We start from the raw sequence: 16727 nt of genomic DNA, 5'->3' as shown, positions 1-16727 counted from the left end.
TCGATTGAGCTCTGGAAGAAGGCCATACTTGCTGTATTCGAGGGTTTCGTTTGCGAGCTCCTCGATGCGCTCGATTAGAGCGCTTCGAGTGCCCTGCGCCACATTCTTGCGGGCAGCGCCACAGCGCCGTTCTGCGGTGTCACGCGCGGATGTCACGCGCGGATGTCACGCGGGGGTGTCACGCGGGGGTGTCACGCGGCTCAGGCCGCGACCGCGCCGACCTGCTGCGGCTGCGCGGCCTTCCCGTCCGGGGCACCCGCCCCGGCGGAGTCCGCCTGCCGGGAGCGCTTGATCAGGTGCGCGACCCACCACCCGAGGCCGCGCAGGAGGCAGACGATGGTGGTCGCGTAGAACAGGGTGTAGACGACGTTGAACACCATCAGCACGCCGTACACCATGGCGACCGAGGAGCCGAACATGAACTGCGCCTTGGCCTTCATCGGCGTCGTTCCCGGGTCGCTGATCATGTAGTTGGTGAACAGCACGAAGGCGACACCGGTCATCGCGCCGAGCGCGGAGAACAGCGCGACGTCCCAGATCCAGTGGCGGATGAACGCCTGGATGGCGAACGCGCCGAGCCAGCCGACGATCAGCGGCGTCCGCTTGGTGAGCAGCGCGTTGATCACCGTTCCCGCGGTGGCGATGATCAGGGGGATCATCACCCGGAAGAAGGTGTTGGCGTTCTCCGTGAACTGGTACGGCGGCGAGATGCTGAACCAGGACCCGAAGCACAGCAGCGACATCGTGATCCCGAAGTTGGACGGGTTCATGTAGTGCCGCATCCGGCCCGCGATCGGCGCCTGCAGGGCGTGCTTGCCGCCGACGCCGATGACCACCCCGAAGAACATCGGCAGCAGCTGGTTGTTCCCGTAGGTCAGCATGTTGACCGCGAGCGCCGTGATGTGGGCCGGCAGCAGGAACTCGTAGAGCCCGCGCATCCCGTTGCCCCGGAACCGCGGCTGGCGCCGCTGGGCCCAGCTGCTGATCAGCTCGAAGCAGATCTCGCAGGCGTAGGCGGTGAACACCGCGATGAAGGGCCACAGCCAGGGCTGTTCGAAGCCGAGCAGGGTGTAGCCGAAGGTGTTGAACACGCTGATGGAGATCGCGAAGTTCCGCAGGGCGAGGTAGCGCGGGTCCTTGGGCTTCACGGGGGCGGCGGGCGCGGCCGGCACGGCCGCCGGGGCGCCGCCGGGTCGGGATTGCGCGGTGGCGCTCATCGGTTCGGAACCTCCTGGACGTCGCTGGTCAGCATGAGGGAGTGCGTACCGGGCGTGATCTGCTCGGTCTTCTCGTGCAGCCCGCCGTTCGCGTCCCGCCACTTCAGGACCACGGTGACCGGCCCCTGGTGGGAGCCGAGGCCGAAGCGCACGTCGAAGCTGCGGAAGCCGCCGTGGCCGCCCCCGCCGTCGAGCCGGGAGATCTGGGTGCCGTCCGGGGTCATGACGCACACGGTGGCGTCGTACGCGGGCGCCCCGGTGTTCACCAGGCCCTGGCCGGCGCCGCCCTCGGCGGTCGGGCGGTAGAGCTTCAGGTTCAGCTGGTTGCCCACGCTCGGCGCGGTGTTGGCGTAGAAGGCGGGCGGGCCCCACTGGCGGGCCACCGCGAAGTCCAGCCGGCCGGTGCCCGTGGTGTCGCCGGTGGCGAGGCCGCGGGTCGGGGTCGGGACGTCGATGCCCAGCTTGGAGCTGATGTTCACGTACGGGCCGTCGGGGGTCTTGGCGTAGAAGGCGACGGCCTCGTCCCCGGCGATGTCGTCACCGGGCTGGACGTTGGGCCACATCGCGGGGTTGGACAGCAGGTCGTCGTTGGTCATGGCCATCTCCTGCAGCCACGGCCAGCGGTTGATCTTCCCCTTCACGAAGCCGGTCGCCTGGAGGATGTTGAGGTCGCCGTTGTTGAGGAAGTCGCCCATCTTGGCGTCCCAGCCCCAGCCGGTCCAGGCCACGCCGTGCTCCTGGGCCTCCTGGGTGAACGGCGCGACGCCGGCGTCGAGCTTCTTGCGCATCTCGGCTTCGTCCTTGGCCTTGTTCATCCAGAGGAAGTTGCTCTCCTCCAGGCCCCAGGCGACGGTGATGTTGCTGACCATCATGTCGAACTTGCCGTCGTGGCCGATGTCGCCGAAGTCGACGCCCATGCCCTTGAACGAGCCGTTGCCGAGCACGAAGGACTTGGGCGTGGTCGGAGTGCGCTCGCCCTTGGCCTCGGTGAGCTGGATGTGCCCGGGCGTCGAGCGGTTGTACAGCAGGTGCCCGTGGCCGAAGTCGTTGGCGATGTACAGCTCGGGCAGTCCGTCACCGGTCAGGTCGGCACCGGAGATCGCCAGTGTCCACCCGGTCGACGCGTCGTAGGGGATGGCGCCCTTCTCCTCCACGTACGACACCGTGGGCTCGGGCCCCGAGGTGCTCTGCTGCCAGCGCAGGACGTGGTCGCCGCCGGCGTTCTTGGCGCTGGAGAGCGAGTCGTTCATCACGACGTTCTTCAGGCCGTTCGGGTCCAGCACGTCGGAGTCGGGGAAGTAGTTGCCGATCACGATCGACGGGTGTCCGCTGCCGTCGAGGTCGCCGACGTAGTCCGCGTCGGTGTTCCAGCGCGGGCCGTGGTACTTCCCGTCCAGCGACTCCGTGGGCACCAGCTCGCGCGGCACGTAGGAGCTCGGGGCGGGGGTCGTCGCGTCCGACTTGGCCATGAACAGGATGGGCGTGCGGCCCCAGTACGTCACCAGGAGGTCCATCCGGCCGTCCCCGTTGAAGTCGCCGGGGTTGCAGCCGGTGGGCGCCATGGCGTCGTCCATCGGCAGCGGCTTGCCGTCCAGGACGAACGGCGTGAAGCGGTCGGCCGGCCGGGCGGTCGGGGTGTACGTCACCACGACGCTGTCGGTCCTGGTGTCGACGATGCACATGCTGTCGGCCACACCGTGCCCGGTGAGGTCGTTGATCGCGATGCTGGCGCCGACCGAGGAGATCCACGAACGGATCTTCTGGTAGGCCGGGTTGACGTTCCGCACGGTCTTCATCGGCCGCTGGTCGTAGCCGGGCGGCATCTCGATGGGCATCTCCTTGAAGCCGTACTGCTTCGCGACGTCCTCCGCCCCCGCCACCGCGACCGAGGCGCGTGCCGCGAAGAACAGCGAGGCGGCCACCATGATCACCACCAGGCCCGGTACCAGTCTGCGGAATCGTTCACGGTATGTCACCGAATTCCCCTCTCGACAGAACGTGTACGACCCTGCTTTCGCATCGAGTGCACTGACGCGGCCGACTCCTGCGGGCCGGAAATGGCCCGGGGTCCTGGATCCGCGTTCCCGAAATGCGACGGTGAATCCCACTTCACTCGCAGGTCTACTCCACGAGCATGACGCCGCGTTCCCGCAAAGGCATCTCTCACATTGCTCACCGACGCAGGTGTGATTTTGCCGGGAATTTTCCGGCCGGAAGAATCTCCGCGGCGTGATCGTAAATCGGCAATCCGCGATCGCCGGATCTTCGGCCGCGGTCGTCCGCGCGTTCCGCGCCCACCGCCGGCGGTCGGGGGTCGGCGGTCGGCGGTGGGCGGCCCTCGGCAGGCGGTCGGCGGTGGGCGGAACGCGGTCGGCGGCCGCCCGTACGGGAACACGCCGAAGCGCCCTCCGGACGTACGACGGAGGGCGCTTCGGCGTGTTCTTGGTGCACGGGGTCGCCGGGCGGCCGGCGGCGGTGGTCAGTAGCGGGCGGAGGCCCCCGGTGGCACGTCGTGGCGCTGCCACCCGGCGGGGTCCACCCGGCGGCGCACCCGGTCCACCCGTTCGACGTCGGCCGCGGACAGGTGCCCCTGGGGCTGTTCCAGCCGCTCGACCAGGGTCGGCGCGGTCCGGCCGGTGTCCCAGGGCGTCAGGGCGGAGCGGACCTCGGCGCAGTGCGCCCGGACCGCCGCCGTCGCGGCCGGGTCGAGCGCCAGGCCGCCGGCCGTGAAGGCGAAGGCGGCGTCGAGGTGACTCAGCGCCCCGCCGTTCGGATCCGGCACCGCGAGCGCGCCACCGAGCTGCCGGAGTTCGGCGTTGACCAGCGGCGATCCCGAGCCCTCACCGAGCACCCGGAGGAACGCCTCCGCGCCGTCCGGGCCGAGTTCGGAGAGCAGCAGGTGCTCCCCCACCACCGGCACCGGATCGGCCGGGTCCATGTGGGTGCGGACCACGGCCGGCGGGGTGGCGGTCTCCCAGGTGTCCAGCACCGGCTCGGCGACGGCCCGGAACCGGCCGAGCAGGTCCGCGGCCTGGCGTTCGGCGGTCCCCAGGTCGTCCTCGGTCGGGCTGAGCACCACACCGGCCAGGCACACCACCGGCCCCCCGGTCAGGGCCGGCGGGATCTCCGGCACGGCCGGCAGGTTCATCACCCGGAACGCGGTGGTGACGGCCTCGGGCGCGTCCGCGGTCCAGCTCAGCCAGCGGGACAGCAGCTCGGGGCCGTGCGCGGCGGGCCAGAAGGCCGCGCCGGTCACCACCCGGGCCGCCGGGAAGAGCGCGATCTCGATCGCGGTGACGACGCCGAGCCCGCCGCCGCCCCCGCGCAGGGCCCAGAACAGCTCCGGGTCGGCGGTGGCCGTCACCCGGCGGAACTCGCCGTCCGGGGTGACGAGTTCGATCGCCCGGACGCTGTTCACGGCGAGCCCGGACCGCCGGCCGTAGAAGCTGATCCCGCCGCGCAGCAGGAAGCCCACCACGCCGACGGTGGGCGAGGTGCCGTGCGGCGCGGCCAGCCCGTACTTGGCGGCGGCCTCGACCACCTCGCCCCAGCGCGTTCCCGCCGGGACGCGGGCGGTGCGGGCCGCCGGGTCGATCCGCACCGGGCCCGCGGGCTCGGTGCGGATCAGCAGGGATCCGTCCATCGGGCGGGCCGAGCCGGAGGCGTGGCCGGTGGTGTGCACCCGGACCCACCGGCCCGCGCGCTGGGCCTCGCGCAGCGCCGCCTGGACCTGCCCTGCGGTGCGGACGGTGACCGCCGCCGCGGGCCGGACCGGCGCGGCCAGGTTGAACACGGCGGTCGCGGCAGCGTAGGCGCGCTCCCCGGGCAGCACGACGACCGGATCGGTCTCGGGCGGCGCGACGACCGGATCGGTCTCGCTCATGTCGTCGACTCCTCTGCTCGAAGCGCTACTTGACGCCGAACCGGGCACGGGCCAGGTCCCGGGTGGTCACCGCGGACAGGAAGACCCCGATCCCGGAGTGGCTGTGCAGGGTGGATAGGTCGCGCCAGACCCGCTCGATCCGCTCGCCCTGCCGCACCGCGCTCGAACCCGCCGTCGGGAACAGCTGCCCCTCCACGGCGTGCCAGCACAGCCGGATCACCTCGCGGCAGATGGTGGCCAGGCGCAGGTCGTGCTCCCGGGTGAAGGCGCCCTGCCCCTGGGCGCACAGGTCCTGCCACTGGGTGACGGCCTGGAGCAGGGCCGCCTCGGCCGTGGCGATCATGCCGGCCGCCTCGCCGTACCAGTACTGGTAGTCCGGGTCCTCGGCGCGGGTGACCACGGGCGGGAACAGCGTGGTGCGGGACTGCATCAGCTCCCCGTAGGCGTCCAGCGCGCCCTGGGCCATGCCCACGGCGAGCGAGGCGACCTCCAGCACCATGAAGCTGAGCGAGCCGCCGCCGTACTCCGGGTTGCCGTGCAGCCGGTAGCCGGGTGTGCCCCCGTCGACGACGACCTCGCTCATGTGCGTCCTCGGGAGCGTCAGGTGGTCCGGGATCCGCCCGTCCTCGATCACGATGCTGTGCGAGCCGCTGCCCTTGAGGCCCAGCTGGCCGCCCCAGTCGTCGAGCCGGCGGAACCGGTCGCGGGGGGCGACGAAGAGCATCGGCGCCGGCGGTTCGCCGTCCTCGCCGGGCACCGGGACGTGGCCCATGAAGTGCGTGGCGTACGGCGAGCCCGAGCAGTAGTTCCAGGTGCCGTCGATCCGCCAGCCGCCGTCGTCGGCGCGCTCGGCCCTTCCGTTCGGCACGATGGTGGCCGGGCAGATGAAGTCGCCGTCGGCGAAGATCTCGGCCTGCGCGCGCTCGTCGAACAGCGAGGCCGCGGGCAGGGCGTGGGTGGCGCCGAGGCAGAACATCCACCCGGTCGACGGGCAGCCGCGGGCCAGGGTCATCGCCACCCGCAGGAAGGTGTCGATGCCGAACTCGTAGCCGCCGTACCGCTTGGGGACGAGGATCCGGTAGAAACCGGCCGCCGCGAACGCCTCGTGGGTGTCCTGGGCGTAGTACGTTCGCTGTTCGGTCTCGGCCTGCCGCGGCACCAGGGTCGGTGCGATGGCCTCGGCCCTGGCGATGACCTCCTGCGGCGTCAGGCCTGGCTCGGGCGGCTGCGGCGAGGCGGACCCTGCGGCGTTCGTGGCGACCGTCATTGCGGCACAGCTCCTCTACGGTTCGGGCGGCGTTCCGGCGGGGCCGGGTGGACTTCCCGGTCAGCCTCGCCCGCGGAAGGGCCGCGGTGCATCTCCCTGATTGCCAGCACGATCGAAGAACCCACGGCGGCGGGGCCGTTGCTACGGTTCCGGGGCGAATTCGCCCCGGACTCACGAGAGGAATTCCCCATGAGCCCCGATGGAAAGCCGCAGTCGAACGCCCCGGTCAGCAGGACGCCACTCTCCTTCAACCAGGAATTCCTCTGCGGCTTCGACCGCGGTGACACCGAGGGGCCGTTCGGCCCGCGGTTCCACATCGTGCACGGCTGGCGCCTGCGCGGGAAGATCGACGTCGCGACGCTGCAACTGGCCCTGGACGACGTGGTGGTGCGGCACGAGGCCCTGCGCACGGCGATCGTCCGGGGCGAGGGCGAGCGGTACCAGGAGGTCCACCCGCCCACCCCGGTCCGGCTGGAGCTGCGGGAGCTGTCCGGAGCGGATCCGGCGGCCCGCGACCAGGCGGTCGAGGACCTGATCACCGAAGTGGAGTCGGGCACCATCAGCGCACGCGAACTCCCGCTGCTGAAGGCCACCTTGCTCCGCTTCGACGAGGAGGACGCGGTCCTGACGCTGGTCGTCCACCACACCGCGGCCGACGGCTGGTCGGTGCGGCTGATCATCCGCGACCTCGCCGTCCGCTACGCCGAGCGCCGCGGGCACGCGCAGCCCGAGCTGCCGGACGCCCTGCCGTACCGCGAGTTCTCCGTCTGGCAGCGGGAGTACGCCGAGGACCCGGCGCTGGCGGAGTCGCGCGAGTTCTGGCAGGAGCACCTGGCCGGCGCCCGGATCTACTCGGTGGCCACGGACCGGCCGAAGTCCTCCGGCCTGCCGGAGTCCACCGCCGTGTACCGCTTCACCGTCGACGCCGAACTGACCGAGCGGGCCGTGGAGATCGGCCGGGCGCTGCGCAGCACGCCGTTCATGGTGCTGATGGGCGCGTTCGCGGTGATGGTCGCGCGGGAGACCGGAACGACCCGGGTGGTGGTGCCGACCTTCTCGCCGGGGCGCGGCGAGGACCGCTTCCACCACACCGTCGGGCCGTTCTTCAACTTCCTCCCGCTGTGCACGGAGCTCGGTGGGGCCCGTGACTTCGCGGAGGTGGTCTCCCGGATCCGCACCACCAGCCTGGAGGCGTACGCCCACGACATCCCGTTCGGGCAGATCCTCGGCCAGGCACCGGAGTTGATGCTGCCGACACTGGAGGACGGCCGGGCGGCCTGTGTCTTCCAGGTCTTCCCGTTCCCGTTCCTGCTGGACGGGGAGCTGATCGGGGACCTGGAGTTCACCGAGGTGCGGCGCCGGCTCACCTCGCAGCCGGTGGGCTCGGACGTGCCGAACGGCGCGCTGTGGACGCTCAACCTGGACCCGGCCGGGGACGTGGTCGCCGGCATCCAGTACAACAGCAACCTCTACGACGAGAGCTCGCTGGCGGAGCAGGTGGACCGCTTCCGTGAGGTGCTGCGGGAGCTGGTCGGCGCGCCGGACGCGCCCCTGGACCTCCACGCCGGGCGTTCCTGAACCACGGGGGCGACGGTCCGCGCCGCGCGCGGACCGTCGCCCCCTTCCCGCTTCTCAGCCGACCCTGATCGGGCCGCCGGGGCCCGCGCCCCGGTAGGCCTCGTTGTAGCGGTCCAGCAGGAGCTGGGCCTCGGCGTTCGCCTGCCCGAAGCGGACCCGCGGGTCCACGTCGGTGGCCAGCACGTCGTGCATGGCGGTGGTCAGGATGTCCTGGATCGCCGCGAACTCCCCGAGCAGCGCGCCGCGGGCGGCCGGCGAGCCGGAGTTGGCGGCGAGCTGGTCCAGCGCCGTGCGGAAGTGCGGATTGCGCCGGAACCAGCCCTCCTGCTCCAGGAGTTCGATCGCCCCGTCGGTGACCGGGATGAATCCGGTCTCCCGGTGGCGCTCGGCGGCGGTGCGCGGCGTGTTCAGGTACTGCATGAAGGCCAGGGCGCCGTCCTGGGTCTCCTGGTCCAGGCCGGCGGCCAGCCAGAGCGCGTCCCCGCCGATCACGTTGCCCGCGTAGGGCACCCGGTCGTTGTACGGCATCCGGCAGGCCTGGGCGACGAAGCCGCCGTCCCGGCCGGCCTGGGCCATCCGGGCCGCCTCGACCGAGGTGGTGAGGACGAAGGCGACCTCCTGGTCCGCGAAGGCGCGGAAGTTGCGGTTCCAGTCGACCTCGGTGTTCACCCGGCTCGGGTGGTAGCGGTACAGGCCCGCCCGGTGCAGCCCGCGCCACCACTCGACGTAGGCGATCATCGCGTCCGAGTCGAGGTACACCTTCTCGGGGCGGCCGGTCCGGCCGTTGTCGTGGTCGGCCAGCAGCGCCCCCTGCTGGGCCACCGACTGCTGGAACCACCAGCCGTGGTTGGGCCAGGTGATCGCGTGGGCCGGCCCGTCCGGGAGCGCGGTGACGGCCCGGCAGGCGGCCTCGATCCCGGCCCAGGTCCGCGGCACCTCGGTGATCCCGGCCCGCTCCAGCAGGGTGGTGTTGGCGTAGAGCAGCGTGGTCGAGGTGAGCGGCGGCATGGCCGCCACCGCGCCGTCGTAGGTGTAGTAGCGCCGGGCCGCGGGCGACACGTCCCCGAGCACCACCGGCTCGCCGAGGATCTCGGTGCGGCCCGCGATCGCCCGCTCGACCGAGGTGAACAGCGGTGAGCCGTCCGGCCGTCGGGCGTCGAGGGCGTCCCGGGTGGAGGTGTAGAAGTACTGAGCGATGGTCGGCGCCTCGCCCTTCAGGACGGCGTCGTGGACGGTCTGCGGAACCGACAGCCAGTCCGCGCCGGTGATCCGGAACCGGTACTCGGGGTGGTTGGCCGTGAACTTGTCCGCCAACTCCCTTGTCCGGTCGACGAAGTACGGCATCAGCGGATAGAGCGGCACCATGACGTGGATGTCGATTCGCTTGCTCATTGCGGGGTCCTTCCTGGGCGGGCCGGGCAATTCAGTTGCTCATGCTCCGGGGGTGGCGCAGCCCGGGCATCTCCGTTCTTGCTGACTCCGGCCGCCCGCTCCGGGACCGGCCCTGGCGGCCGCGGCAAGCGCGCAAGTCGGGAGAAGCCGTCGGCGCCGCCGGACTGTCAGGCTCGGTTCGTCCGGTGAACTGGCAGCAAGGAGAGGCGTCTGATGGCCGAAGCCCGGGAAACCACCGCCGGTAATGCGCGCAGGACCCGCCCGCTGACCGGTGCGGAATACATCGAGAGCCTTCGCGACGGCCGGGAGATCTATCTCTACGGCGATCGGATCAAGGACGTCACCGCGCATCCGGCGTTCCACAATCCGGTCCGGATGACCGCGCGGCTCTACGACGCCCTGCACGATCCCCGGCACCGGGACGTGCTGACGGCGCCGGTCGACAGCGGCGGCGAAGGGTACACCCACCGTTTCTTCACCACCCCGCGCAGTGCGGAGGACCTGGTCGGCGACCAGCAGGCGATCGCCGCCTGGGCGCGGATGAGCTACGGCTGGATGGGCCGCAGCCCCGACTACAAGGCGTCCTTCCTCGGCACCCTGGGCGCGAACGCGGACTTCTACGAGCCGTTCGCGGACAACGCCCGGCGTTGGTACGCGGAGTCGCAGGAGAAGGTGCTGTACTGGAACCACGCGATCGTGCACCCGCCGGTCGACCGCTCCCTGCCGCCGGACCAGGTGAAGGACGTCTTCATCCACGCCGAGCAGGAGACCGACGCCGGCCTGGTGGTGTCCGGCGCGAAGGTGGTCGCCACCGGCTCCGCGCTGACGCACTACAACTTCATCGCGCACTACGGCCTGCCGATCAAGGACCGCACCTTCGCGCTGGTGGCCACCGTGCCGATGGACGCGCCCGGGATGAAGCTGATCTGCCGCCCGTCCTACACCGCGACGGCGGCGGCGATGGGCAGCCCGTTCGACCACCCCCTGTCGTCCCGGCTGGACGAGAACGACACCATCCTGGTGCTCGACAAGGTGCTCATCCCGTGGGAGAACGTCTTCGTCTACGGCCAGCCGGAGAAGATCCGGATGTTCACCGGCCAGTCGGGCTTCATCGAGCGGTTCACCTTCCACGGCTGCACCCGGCTCGCGGTGAAGCTGGAGTTCATCGCCGGCCTGCTGGCCAAGGCCCTGGACATCACCGGCACCGGCGACTTCCGCGGGGTGCAGAGCCGGCTCGGCGAGGTGCTGGCCTGGCGCAACCTGTTCTGGGGGCTTTCGGACGCGGCCGCCCGCAACCCGGTCGCCTGGCACAACGGCGCGGTGCTGCCCAACTCCCAGTACGGCCTGGCCTACCGGTGGTTCATGCAGACGGGCTACCCGCGGATCAGGGAGATCGTGCTCCAGGACGTGGCCAGCGGGCTGATCTACGTGAACTCCAGCGCCAAGGACTTCGACAACCCGGAGATCCGGCCCTACCTGGACCGGTTCCTGCGCGGCTCCGGCGGCGTGGACGCGGTCGAACGCGTCAAGGTGATGAAGCTGCTCTGGGACGCCGTCGGCAGCGAGTTCGGCGGTCGCCACGAGCTCTACGAGCGCAACTACGCGGGGAGTCACGAGAACACCCGGATCGAGCTGCTCTTCGCCCAGCTCGCCAACGGCCAGCTGGACGCCTACAAGGGCCTGGTCGACGAGTGCCTGTCGGAGTACGACCTGAACGGGTGGACGGTGCCCGACCTGTCCTCCTTCGCCGACCTGAGTGACTCCGTCCACGGGCTGCTCGACAGCTGATCCGGGCACCGACAACCAATCGACGAGGATCGGAGGGCATGGTGGCTTCCCCTTCCCTTCAGGGGCATTTCACACAACAGGCACTGAGGACACCGGATGCGACGGCCGTGTCGGCCGGCGAAGTCCGGCTCAGCTACCGCGAGTTGGACGAACGGGCGAACCGGCTGGCGCACCGGCTGCGCGAACTCGGGGTTCAACCCGAGTCGCCGGTCGCGGTGCTGATGGAACGGTCGGCGGACCTGGTGGTGGCGATCCTGGCCGTGCTCAAGGCCGGCGGGTGCTACCTCCCGCTGCACAGCGCCTACCCGCTGCCGCGCAAGCAGTGGATCGTGGAGCACTGCGCGGCACCGGTGCTGCTGACCGACGAGGCGATGAGCCGGCACGGCCTGCCGGAGGTCGCCGAGGTGGTCGTCGTCGACGGCGAGAAGGGCCTCGCGGACCACCCCGCGACGGACCCGGCCGTCCCCACCGACCCGGGCGCCCTCGCCTACGTGATCCACACCTCCGGCTCCACCGGGGAGCCGAAGGGCGTCGCGATCGCCCACCGGGACGCGCTCGGCCTGGCCCTGGACTCGATCTGGGCGGACGGCCGGCACGAGCGGGTGCTGATGGTCGCGCCGTACGCCTTCAACGTCTCGACGTACGAGTTCTGGGTGCCGCTGCTGCACGGCGGGCAGATCGTGGTGGCGCCTCCGGGCGACCTCGACGTGCACGCCCTGCGCCGGCTGATCGCCGAGGAGCGGATCACCGGCATCCACCTGACCGCGGGCCTGTTCCGGGTGCTGGCCGAGGAGGACCCGGGCTGCCTCGCCGGTGTGCGCGAGGTGCTCACCGGCGGCGACGTGATCGCCCCCTCGGCCGTCCGGCGGGTGCTGGAGCACAACCCCGGCCTGGTGGTGCGGGCGATGTACGGCGCCACCGAGGCCACGCTGTTCAGCACCAGCTCGCCGATGGCCGCCCCCTACCGGGCGGACGGCCCGGTGGGCGTCGGCCGGCCGATGGACGACGTCCGGCTGCACGTCCTGGACGCCGAGCTGCGGCCCGTGCCGGTCGGCGGGGTGGGCGAACTCCACATCGCCGGACGCGGCCTGGCCCGCGGCTACTTCAACCGGCCCGACCTGACGGCCGAGCGGTTCGTGGCCGACCCCTTCGGCGCGCCGGGCGAGCGGATGTACCGCACCGGGGACCTCGTCCGGGTCGACCGGGACGGCCTGCTGGAGTACCTGGGCCGGGCCAACGACCAGCTGAAGGTGATGGGCTTCCGGGTGGAGCCCGCCGAGGTGGAGGCGGTGCTGGCGCGCTACCCCGGCCTGGCCCATGTCGCCGTCGTGGCACGGGATTCGGAGTCCGGGGAGAAGCGCCTGGTCGCCTACTACGTCCCGGAGTCCGACGGCGTCGAGGCGGGTGCGCTGCGGCTGCACGCGGTGGAGCAGCTGCCGGCGTACATGGTGCCGACGGCCTTCGTGAGCGTGCCGGCCCTCCCGCTGACCCCCAACGGCAAGCTGGACCGGCGGGCGCTGCCCGAGCCGGTGACCGGCTCGACCCGCCGGGCGCCGGCGACCGAGCGCCAGCGGCAGCTGTGCGCGCTCTTCGCCGAGGTGCTCGGGGTGCCCGAGATCGGCGTCGACGACAGCTTCTTCGAGGTGGGCGGCCAGTCCCTGGACGCGATGCGGCTGGTCAGCCGGATCCGGGCGGCGCTGAACGTCCGTCTCACCGTCACCCAGTTCTTCGACGTGCCCTCGGTGGCCGCCCTGGAAGGCCTGCTGGACCGACCGGAAGGGGAGCGGGAATGACCAGCCCCTTCGACGCCGAGGACGGCGAGTTCACGGTCCTGGTCAACGCGGAGGGCCAGTACTCGCTCTGGCCGGCCGCCGTCGCCGTGCCGGCCGGCTGGACGCCCCGGCACGGGCCCGCCGACCGGGCCGCCGCCCTCGCGTACGTGAACGCGCACTGGACCGATCTGAGGCCGAACAGCCTCACCGGGCGTGCCCCCGGGCAGCCCGACGACTGACGAGGAGTCTGGACATGAGCCTCGACGCGGGTCAGGAGACCTTCGGCGACATGCTCGTCGACCACATCACCTGCTACGTCGCCGACCTGGCGGTCACCACCGAGTGGCTGGTCCACGGGTACGGCCTGGAAGTGTACGCGAGCTCGCCCCCGCAGGCGCGGGAGCTGCGCTCGGTGGCGCTGGGCGGCAACGGCATCCGCCTGCTGCTCAGCCAGCCGCTGGTGGGCGACCACCCCGGAGCGGCCTACGTCGAGAAGCACGGCGACGGGGTGGCCGACATCGCGCTGCGCGTCCCGGACGCCCGGGCGGCCTTCGCCACCGCGGTGCGCCGGGGCGCCCGGCCGGTGTCGGCGCCGGTCGCGCACGGCGAGGTGGTCACCGCCACCATCATGGGCGTCGGCGACATCGCCCACACCTTCGTGGAGCGCCCGGCGAGCGGCGACGAGCGCCTGCTGCCCGGGCTGTCGCCGGCCGCCGACCCGGCCGGACCGGACTGCGGTCTGCGGGAGGTCGACCACTTCGCGATCTGCGTCGAGCCGGATCAGATGGACGCGACGGTCGCCTTCTACCGCGAGGTCCTCGACTTCGAGTCGATCTTCACCGAGCGGATCGAGGTCAACGGGCAGGTGATGATCACCAACGTGGTGCAGGGCGGCACGGTCACCTTCACCCTGATCACCCCCGCCCCGTCCGAGGTCTCCGGCCACCTGGACGCCTTCCTGAAGGACCACGGCGGTCCGGGCGTGCAGCACATCGCCTTCACCACGGACGACATCGTGAGCTCGGTGGACGCGATCGCCGCCCGGGGCGTGGAGTTCATGACCACCCCCCGGGCGTACTACCGGATGCTGCCGGACCGCCTCACCCCGCTGCGGCACTCGGTGGCGGAGCTGGAGCGCCTGCACCTGCTGATCGACCAGGACCACGACGGGCAGCTGTTCCAGATCTTCGCCAAGTCCGTGCACCCCCGCAACACCCTCTTCCTGGAGGTCATCGAGCGGATGGGCGCCCGCTCCTTCGGCAGCGGCAACATCAAGGCGCTCTACCAGGCCATCGAGCAGCAGCAGGGCAGGGGCACCGACGATGACGCGTGACGCGATCCCCGACGAGCGCTTCCGGGCCGCGGTGGAACGGCTGCGGGTGCCGGGCATGGGAACGGAGGTGGTGGCGCCGCTGCTCTCCCAGCTGGTCCACCTCGTCCGGCCCCACCGGGTGCTGGAGGTCGGCATGGGCTACACCACCCCGTTCCTGGCGAAGGCCCTCGCCGAGGCCGAGACCCTGGCCGAGGCCGAGGCCGAGGCCCTGGTCCGCAAGACCCGGCCGTACCTCGCGGACGGCCGGGAGCTGGACGAGGCGTGGATCGACAGCGAGCCCGCGCTGCTGCTCCCCGGCAACTACCGCGAGCCGTACCGGCCGCGGTTCGTGGCGATCGACGACCTCTCGGACACCGGCTCCTCGGCCCCGCTGGTGACGGAGGTGCTGGCCGACCTCGGCCTCGCCGAGCGCGTCACCGTCGTCAACTCCGACATGCGCGGGGCCGTCGGACGCCTCCCCGAGGAGTTCAAGCCGATCGACTTCGCCTGGGTGGACGCCTGGGACTGCCTCTACTTCTTCGAGAACTTCTGGGAGTTGATCGACCCGGACGGCGGGATCGTCGTCATGCACTACCTGATGACCTACCCCGAGGGCGAGGCGATCCTCGAGTACATCGCCGAGACCCAGCGGATGGCCCCCGGCGAGTTCGAGATGCTGAACCTGCTGGAGAGCCGGAAGCTGCGGCAGAACAGCATGACCGTGCTGCGCCGCACCAGCGCCAGTTCGCCCCGGACGTACTCCGACACCGGTCAGCAGCCGCGGCTCGGCGGCCGGGTCCGCGAGGACGCCCTCGCGCTGGCCCGCTCGATCACCGGACCCGCAGGCCAGAGCCCGAACAGGACGTCGAAATGAACCAGACCCCCGTGGAACTGCTGACCGCCTTCACGACGGCCGGCGCCGAGCAGCGCGACGCGGCCTACCGGCAGCTGGTGGCCGCACTGTGGCAGGACGGCCGGGCGAGCGAGCTCGCCCCGGCCGCCGTGCCGGCGCTGCTGACCGCGCTGGACCGGGCCCCGGCCGATCGCCAGGGCGGGCTGATCCTGCTGCTCGGCCTGCTGGTCGGCTCCGAACAGCCGGGCGTGGACGGGGAGTTGGCCGGGACGGTCGGCAAGGAGCTGGACCGGTTCCTCGACCTGCTCGCGGAGCGCGACGCCCACCCCGGGCGCACGCTCGCCCTGCTCTTCCTGCTCTCCCACTTCCCCGCCGAGCGCGACCGCATCCTGGCCGCCACCGAGCCGCTGGAGCTGGCCCAGGACGACCTCGGCCGGCTCACCCGGGTGCTCCAGCCGCTGGACCCGGCCACCGCCGTCCTGGGCCGGGTCTGGCCCTCGCCGGACGAGTGGGTGCTCAGCGAGGCCGAGCGCGCCTTCGACCGCTCGTGGGTCGACGCGCTCGCCCCCGCGCAGCTCGCGGCCACCTGGGACGGCGACACCCGGATGCTGATCGGCTACTCCGGCGCCAAGGCGTACTGGGCGCTGCGCCACGGCACCACGCAGGTGGTCGCCGACACCAGCCCGCACCGCACCACCGAGCTGTCGGCCGACGCCACCGGCACCGCCGACCTCACCCACCACGCCGGGGTGCTGCGCTGCCCGGCCTGCGCCGGCCGCCTGACCGTCTCCGCCGAGGGCGCCCACTGCACCGGCTGCGCGGCCGACTACTCGTCCGCCGCGGGCCACCTCGACCTGTTCGAGCGCAGTGAGCCCGCCGACCCCAAGGACGTCCTCCAGAACGCCGCCGCGATGCGGAACATCGGGCTGCACTACGAGACGGTGCTGCGGCCCGCCTTCCTGCGGCTGATGGGCGGCAACTTCGGCGGCCAGGTGACACCGGCCGACGAGGACCGCTACATCGTCGAGCACACCAGCCCGGTCGACGGGCCGGTGCTCGACCTGGCTGCGGGGGCCGGCCGGTGGACGGCCGTGCTGGCCGAGGCCGTCGGCAGCGAGCGGCTGATCGCGCTGGACCTCAACCCGGCCATGCTCACCTGGCTGAGCGGCCGGCTGCCGGACGTCCCCGCCGTCCGGGCGAGCGCCCAGACGCTCCCGTTCGACGACGCCACGCTCGGCGCGGTGAACTGCTGGAACGCCCTCCAGGCGATGCCGGACCCGGCCGGGGTGATCGCCGAGGTCGGCCGCTGCCTGAAGCCCGGCGGCAGCTTCACCCTGCTCACCTTCCAGCAGGCCGCCGACCCGATCGACCGCCACTTCCAGGGCACCTTCCGGGGGCCGGGCTTCCCGGACGGCATGCCGCTCTTCGCGCTCGCCGACCTGCGCGCCTGGCTGGCGGCCGCGGGCCTGACCATCCGGGACGAGTACGCCCCCGGCACCTTCGCGGTCATCACCGCCGAACGCGCCGCCTGATCGCGGCACCTCGACGCGCCGCCTCAACGCGCCGCCTCAACGCGCCGCCCCGGCGCGGCGCCTCACCTCTTCGCGGCACCCGATCCACGACACCCGATCGCCACGCCTGATCACCGCCGCCCGATCACACCGC

The 16727-nt window shown here is 71.8% G+C and carries 12 protein-coding genes; 7 read left to right on the top strand and 5 right to left on the bottom strand.

Annotated elements, in window-relative coordinates; all coding sequences use genetic code 11:
- Positions 1-200: 200 nt before the first annotated feature.
- From ABZ449_RS23730 to ABZ449_RS23715, 4 genes are all read right to left on the bottom strand, one after another.
- Entirely contained in the window at positions 201-1217 is a 1017-nt protein-coding gene (locus ABZ449_RS23730; protein ID WP_360349225.1) for an enediyne biosynthesis protein, read from the bottom strand.
- On the bottom strand, positions 1214-3142 hold the full coding sequence (locus ABZ449_RS23725) for a VCBS repeat-containing protein (RefSeq protein WP_360349228.1): 1929 nt from the start codon (positions 3140-3142) through the stop codon (positions 1214-1216). Before ABZ449_RS23725 ends, ABZ449_RS23730 begins: the two co-directional genes overlap by 4 nt.
- A gap of 554 nt (positions 3143-3696) precedes the next feature.
- Positions 3697-5100, bottom strand: a complete 1404-nt coding sequence (locus tag ABZ449_RS23720; protein WP_360349222.1) for an FAD-dependent oxidoreductase — start codon at positions 5098-5100, stop codon at positions 3697-3699.
- 25 nt (positions 5101-5125) lie between these two features.
- The gene (locus ABZ449_RS23715) at positions 5126-6367 is read right to left on the bottom strand and encodes an acyl-CoA dehydrogenase family protein (RefSeq protein ID WP_360349219.1); all 1242 of its coding nucleotides are present in this window, start codon (positions 6365-6367) and stop codon (positions 5126-5128) included.
- Between the two features lie 189 nt (positions 6368-6556).
- Here ABZ449_RS23715 and ABZ449_RS23710 point away from each other — a divergent pair, with 189 nt between their 5' ends.
- Positions 6557-7945, top strand: coding sequence for a condensation domain-containing protein (locus tag ABZ449_RS23710; RefSeq protein WP_360349216.1), 1389 nt, complete (start codon positions 6557-6559; stop codon positions 7943-7945).
- A gap of 54 nt (positions 7946-7999) precedes the next feature.
- Here ABZ449_RS23710 and ABZ449_RS23705 read toward each other — a convergent pair whose 3' ends face one another.
- Positions 8000-9337: an extracellular solute-binding protein gene (locus ABZ449_RS23705; RefSeq protein ID WP_360349213.1), complete on the bottom strand. Its 1338-nt coding sequence runs from the start codon at positions 9335-9337 to the stop codon at positions 8000-8002.
- A 213-nt stretch (positions 9338-9550) separates the two neighbouring features.
- Between ABZ449_RS23705 and ABZ449_RS23700 the strand changes: the two genes are divergently transcribed.
- The 6 genes from ABZ449_RS23700 to ABZ449_RS23675 are packed head-to-tail and all read left to right on the top strand — an operon-like array spanning position 9551 to position 16594.
- Positions 9551-11125 (top strand): 4-hydroxyphenylacetate 3-hydroxylase N-terminal domain-containing protein, encoded by a 1575-nt coding sequence (locus ABZ449_RS23700; RefSeq protein ID WP_360349210.1) that lies wholly within the window; start codon positions 9551-9553, stop codon positions 11123-11125.
- A gap of 38 nt (positions 11126-11163) precedes the next feature.
- On the top strand, positions 11164-12918 hold the full coding sequence (locus ABZ449_RS23695; RefSeq protein WP_360349207.1) for a non-ribosomal peptide synthetase: 1755 nt from the start codon (positions 11164-11166) through the stop codon (positions 12916-12918).
- Entirely contained in the window at positions 12915-13136 is a 222-nt protein-coding gene (locus ABZ449_RS23690) for an MbtH family NRPS accessory protein (protein WP_360349205.1), read from the top strand. The genes ABZ449_RS23695 and ABZ449_RS23690 overlap by 4 nt, the downstream gene beginning before the upstream one ends.
- A gap of 14 nt (positions 13137-13150) precedes the next feature.
- A complete protein-coding gene (gene hppD / locus ABZ449_RS23685) occupies positions 13151-14230 on the top strand; it encodes a 4-hydroxyphenylpyruvate dioxygenase (protein ID WP_360349202.1) in 1080 nt (359 codons plus the stop codon).
- Positions 14220-15083: a hypothetical protein gene (locus tag ABZ449_RS23680; RefSeq protein ID WP_360349199.1), complete on the top strand. Its 864-nt coding sequence runs from the start codon at positions 14220-14222 to the stop codon at positions 15081-15083. The genes hppD and ABZ449_RS23680 overlap by 11 nt, the downstream gene beginning before the upstream one ends.
- Entirely contained in the window at positions 15080-16594 is a 1515-nt protein-coding gene (locus ABZ449_RS23675) for a class I SAM-dependent methyltransferase (protein WP_360349196.1), read from the top strand. The genes ABZ449_RS23680 and ABZ449_RS23675 overlap by 4 nt, the downstream gene beginning before the upstream one ends.
- The last annotated feature ends 133 nt before the right edge of the window (positions 16595-16727 follow it).

The sequence above is a fragment of the Kitasatospora sp. NPDC005856 genome, from assembly GCF_040629945.1.
Lineage (GTDB): Bacteria > Actinomycetota > Actinomycetes > Streptomycetales > Streptomycetaceae > Kitasatospora.
The sequence above is the reverse complement of the archived record's forward strand: the minus strand, read 5'-3'. Positions and strand labels throughout refer to the sequence as shown.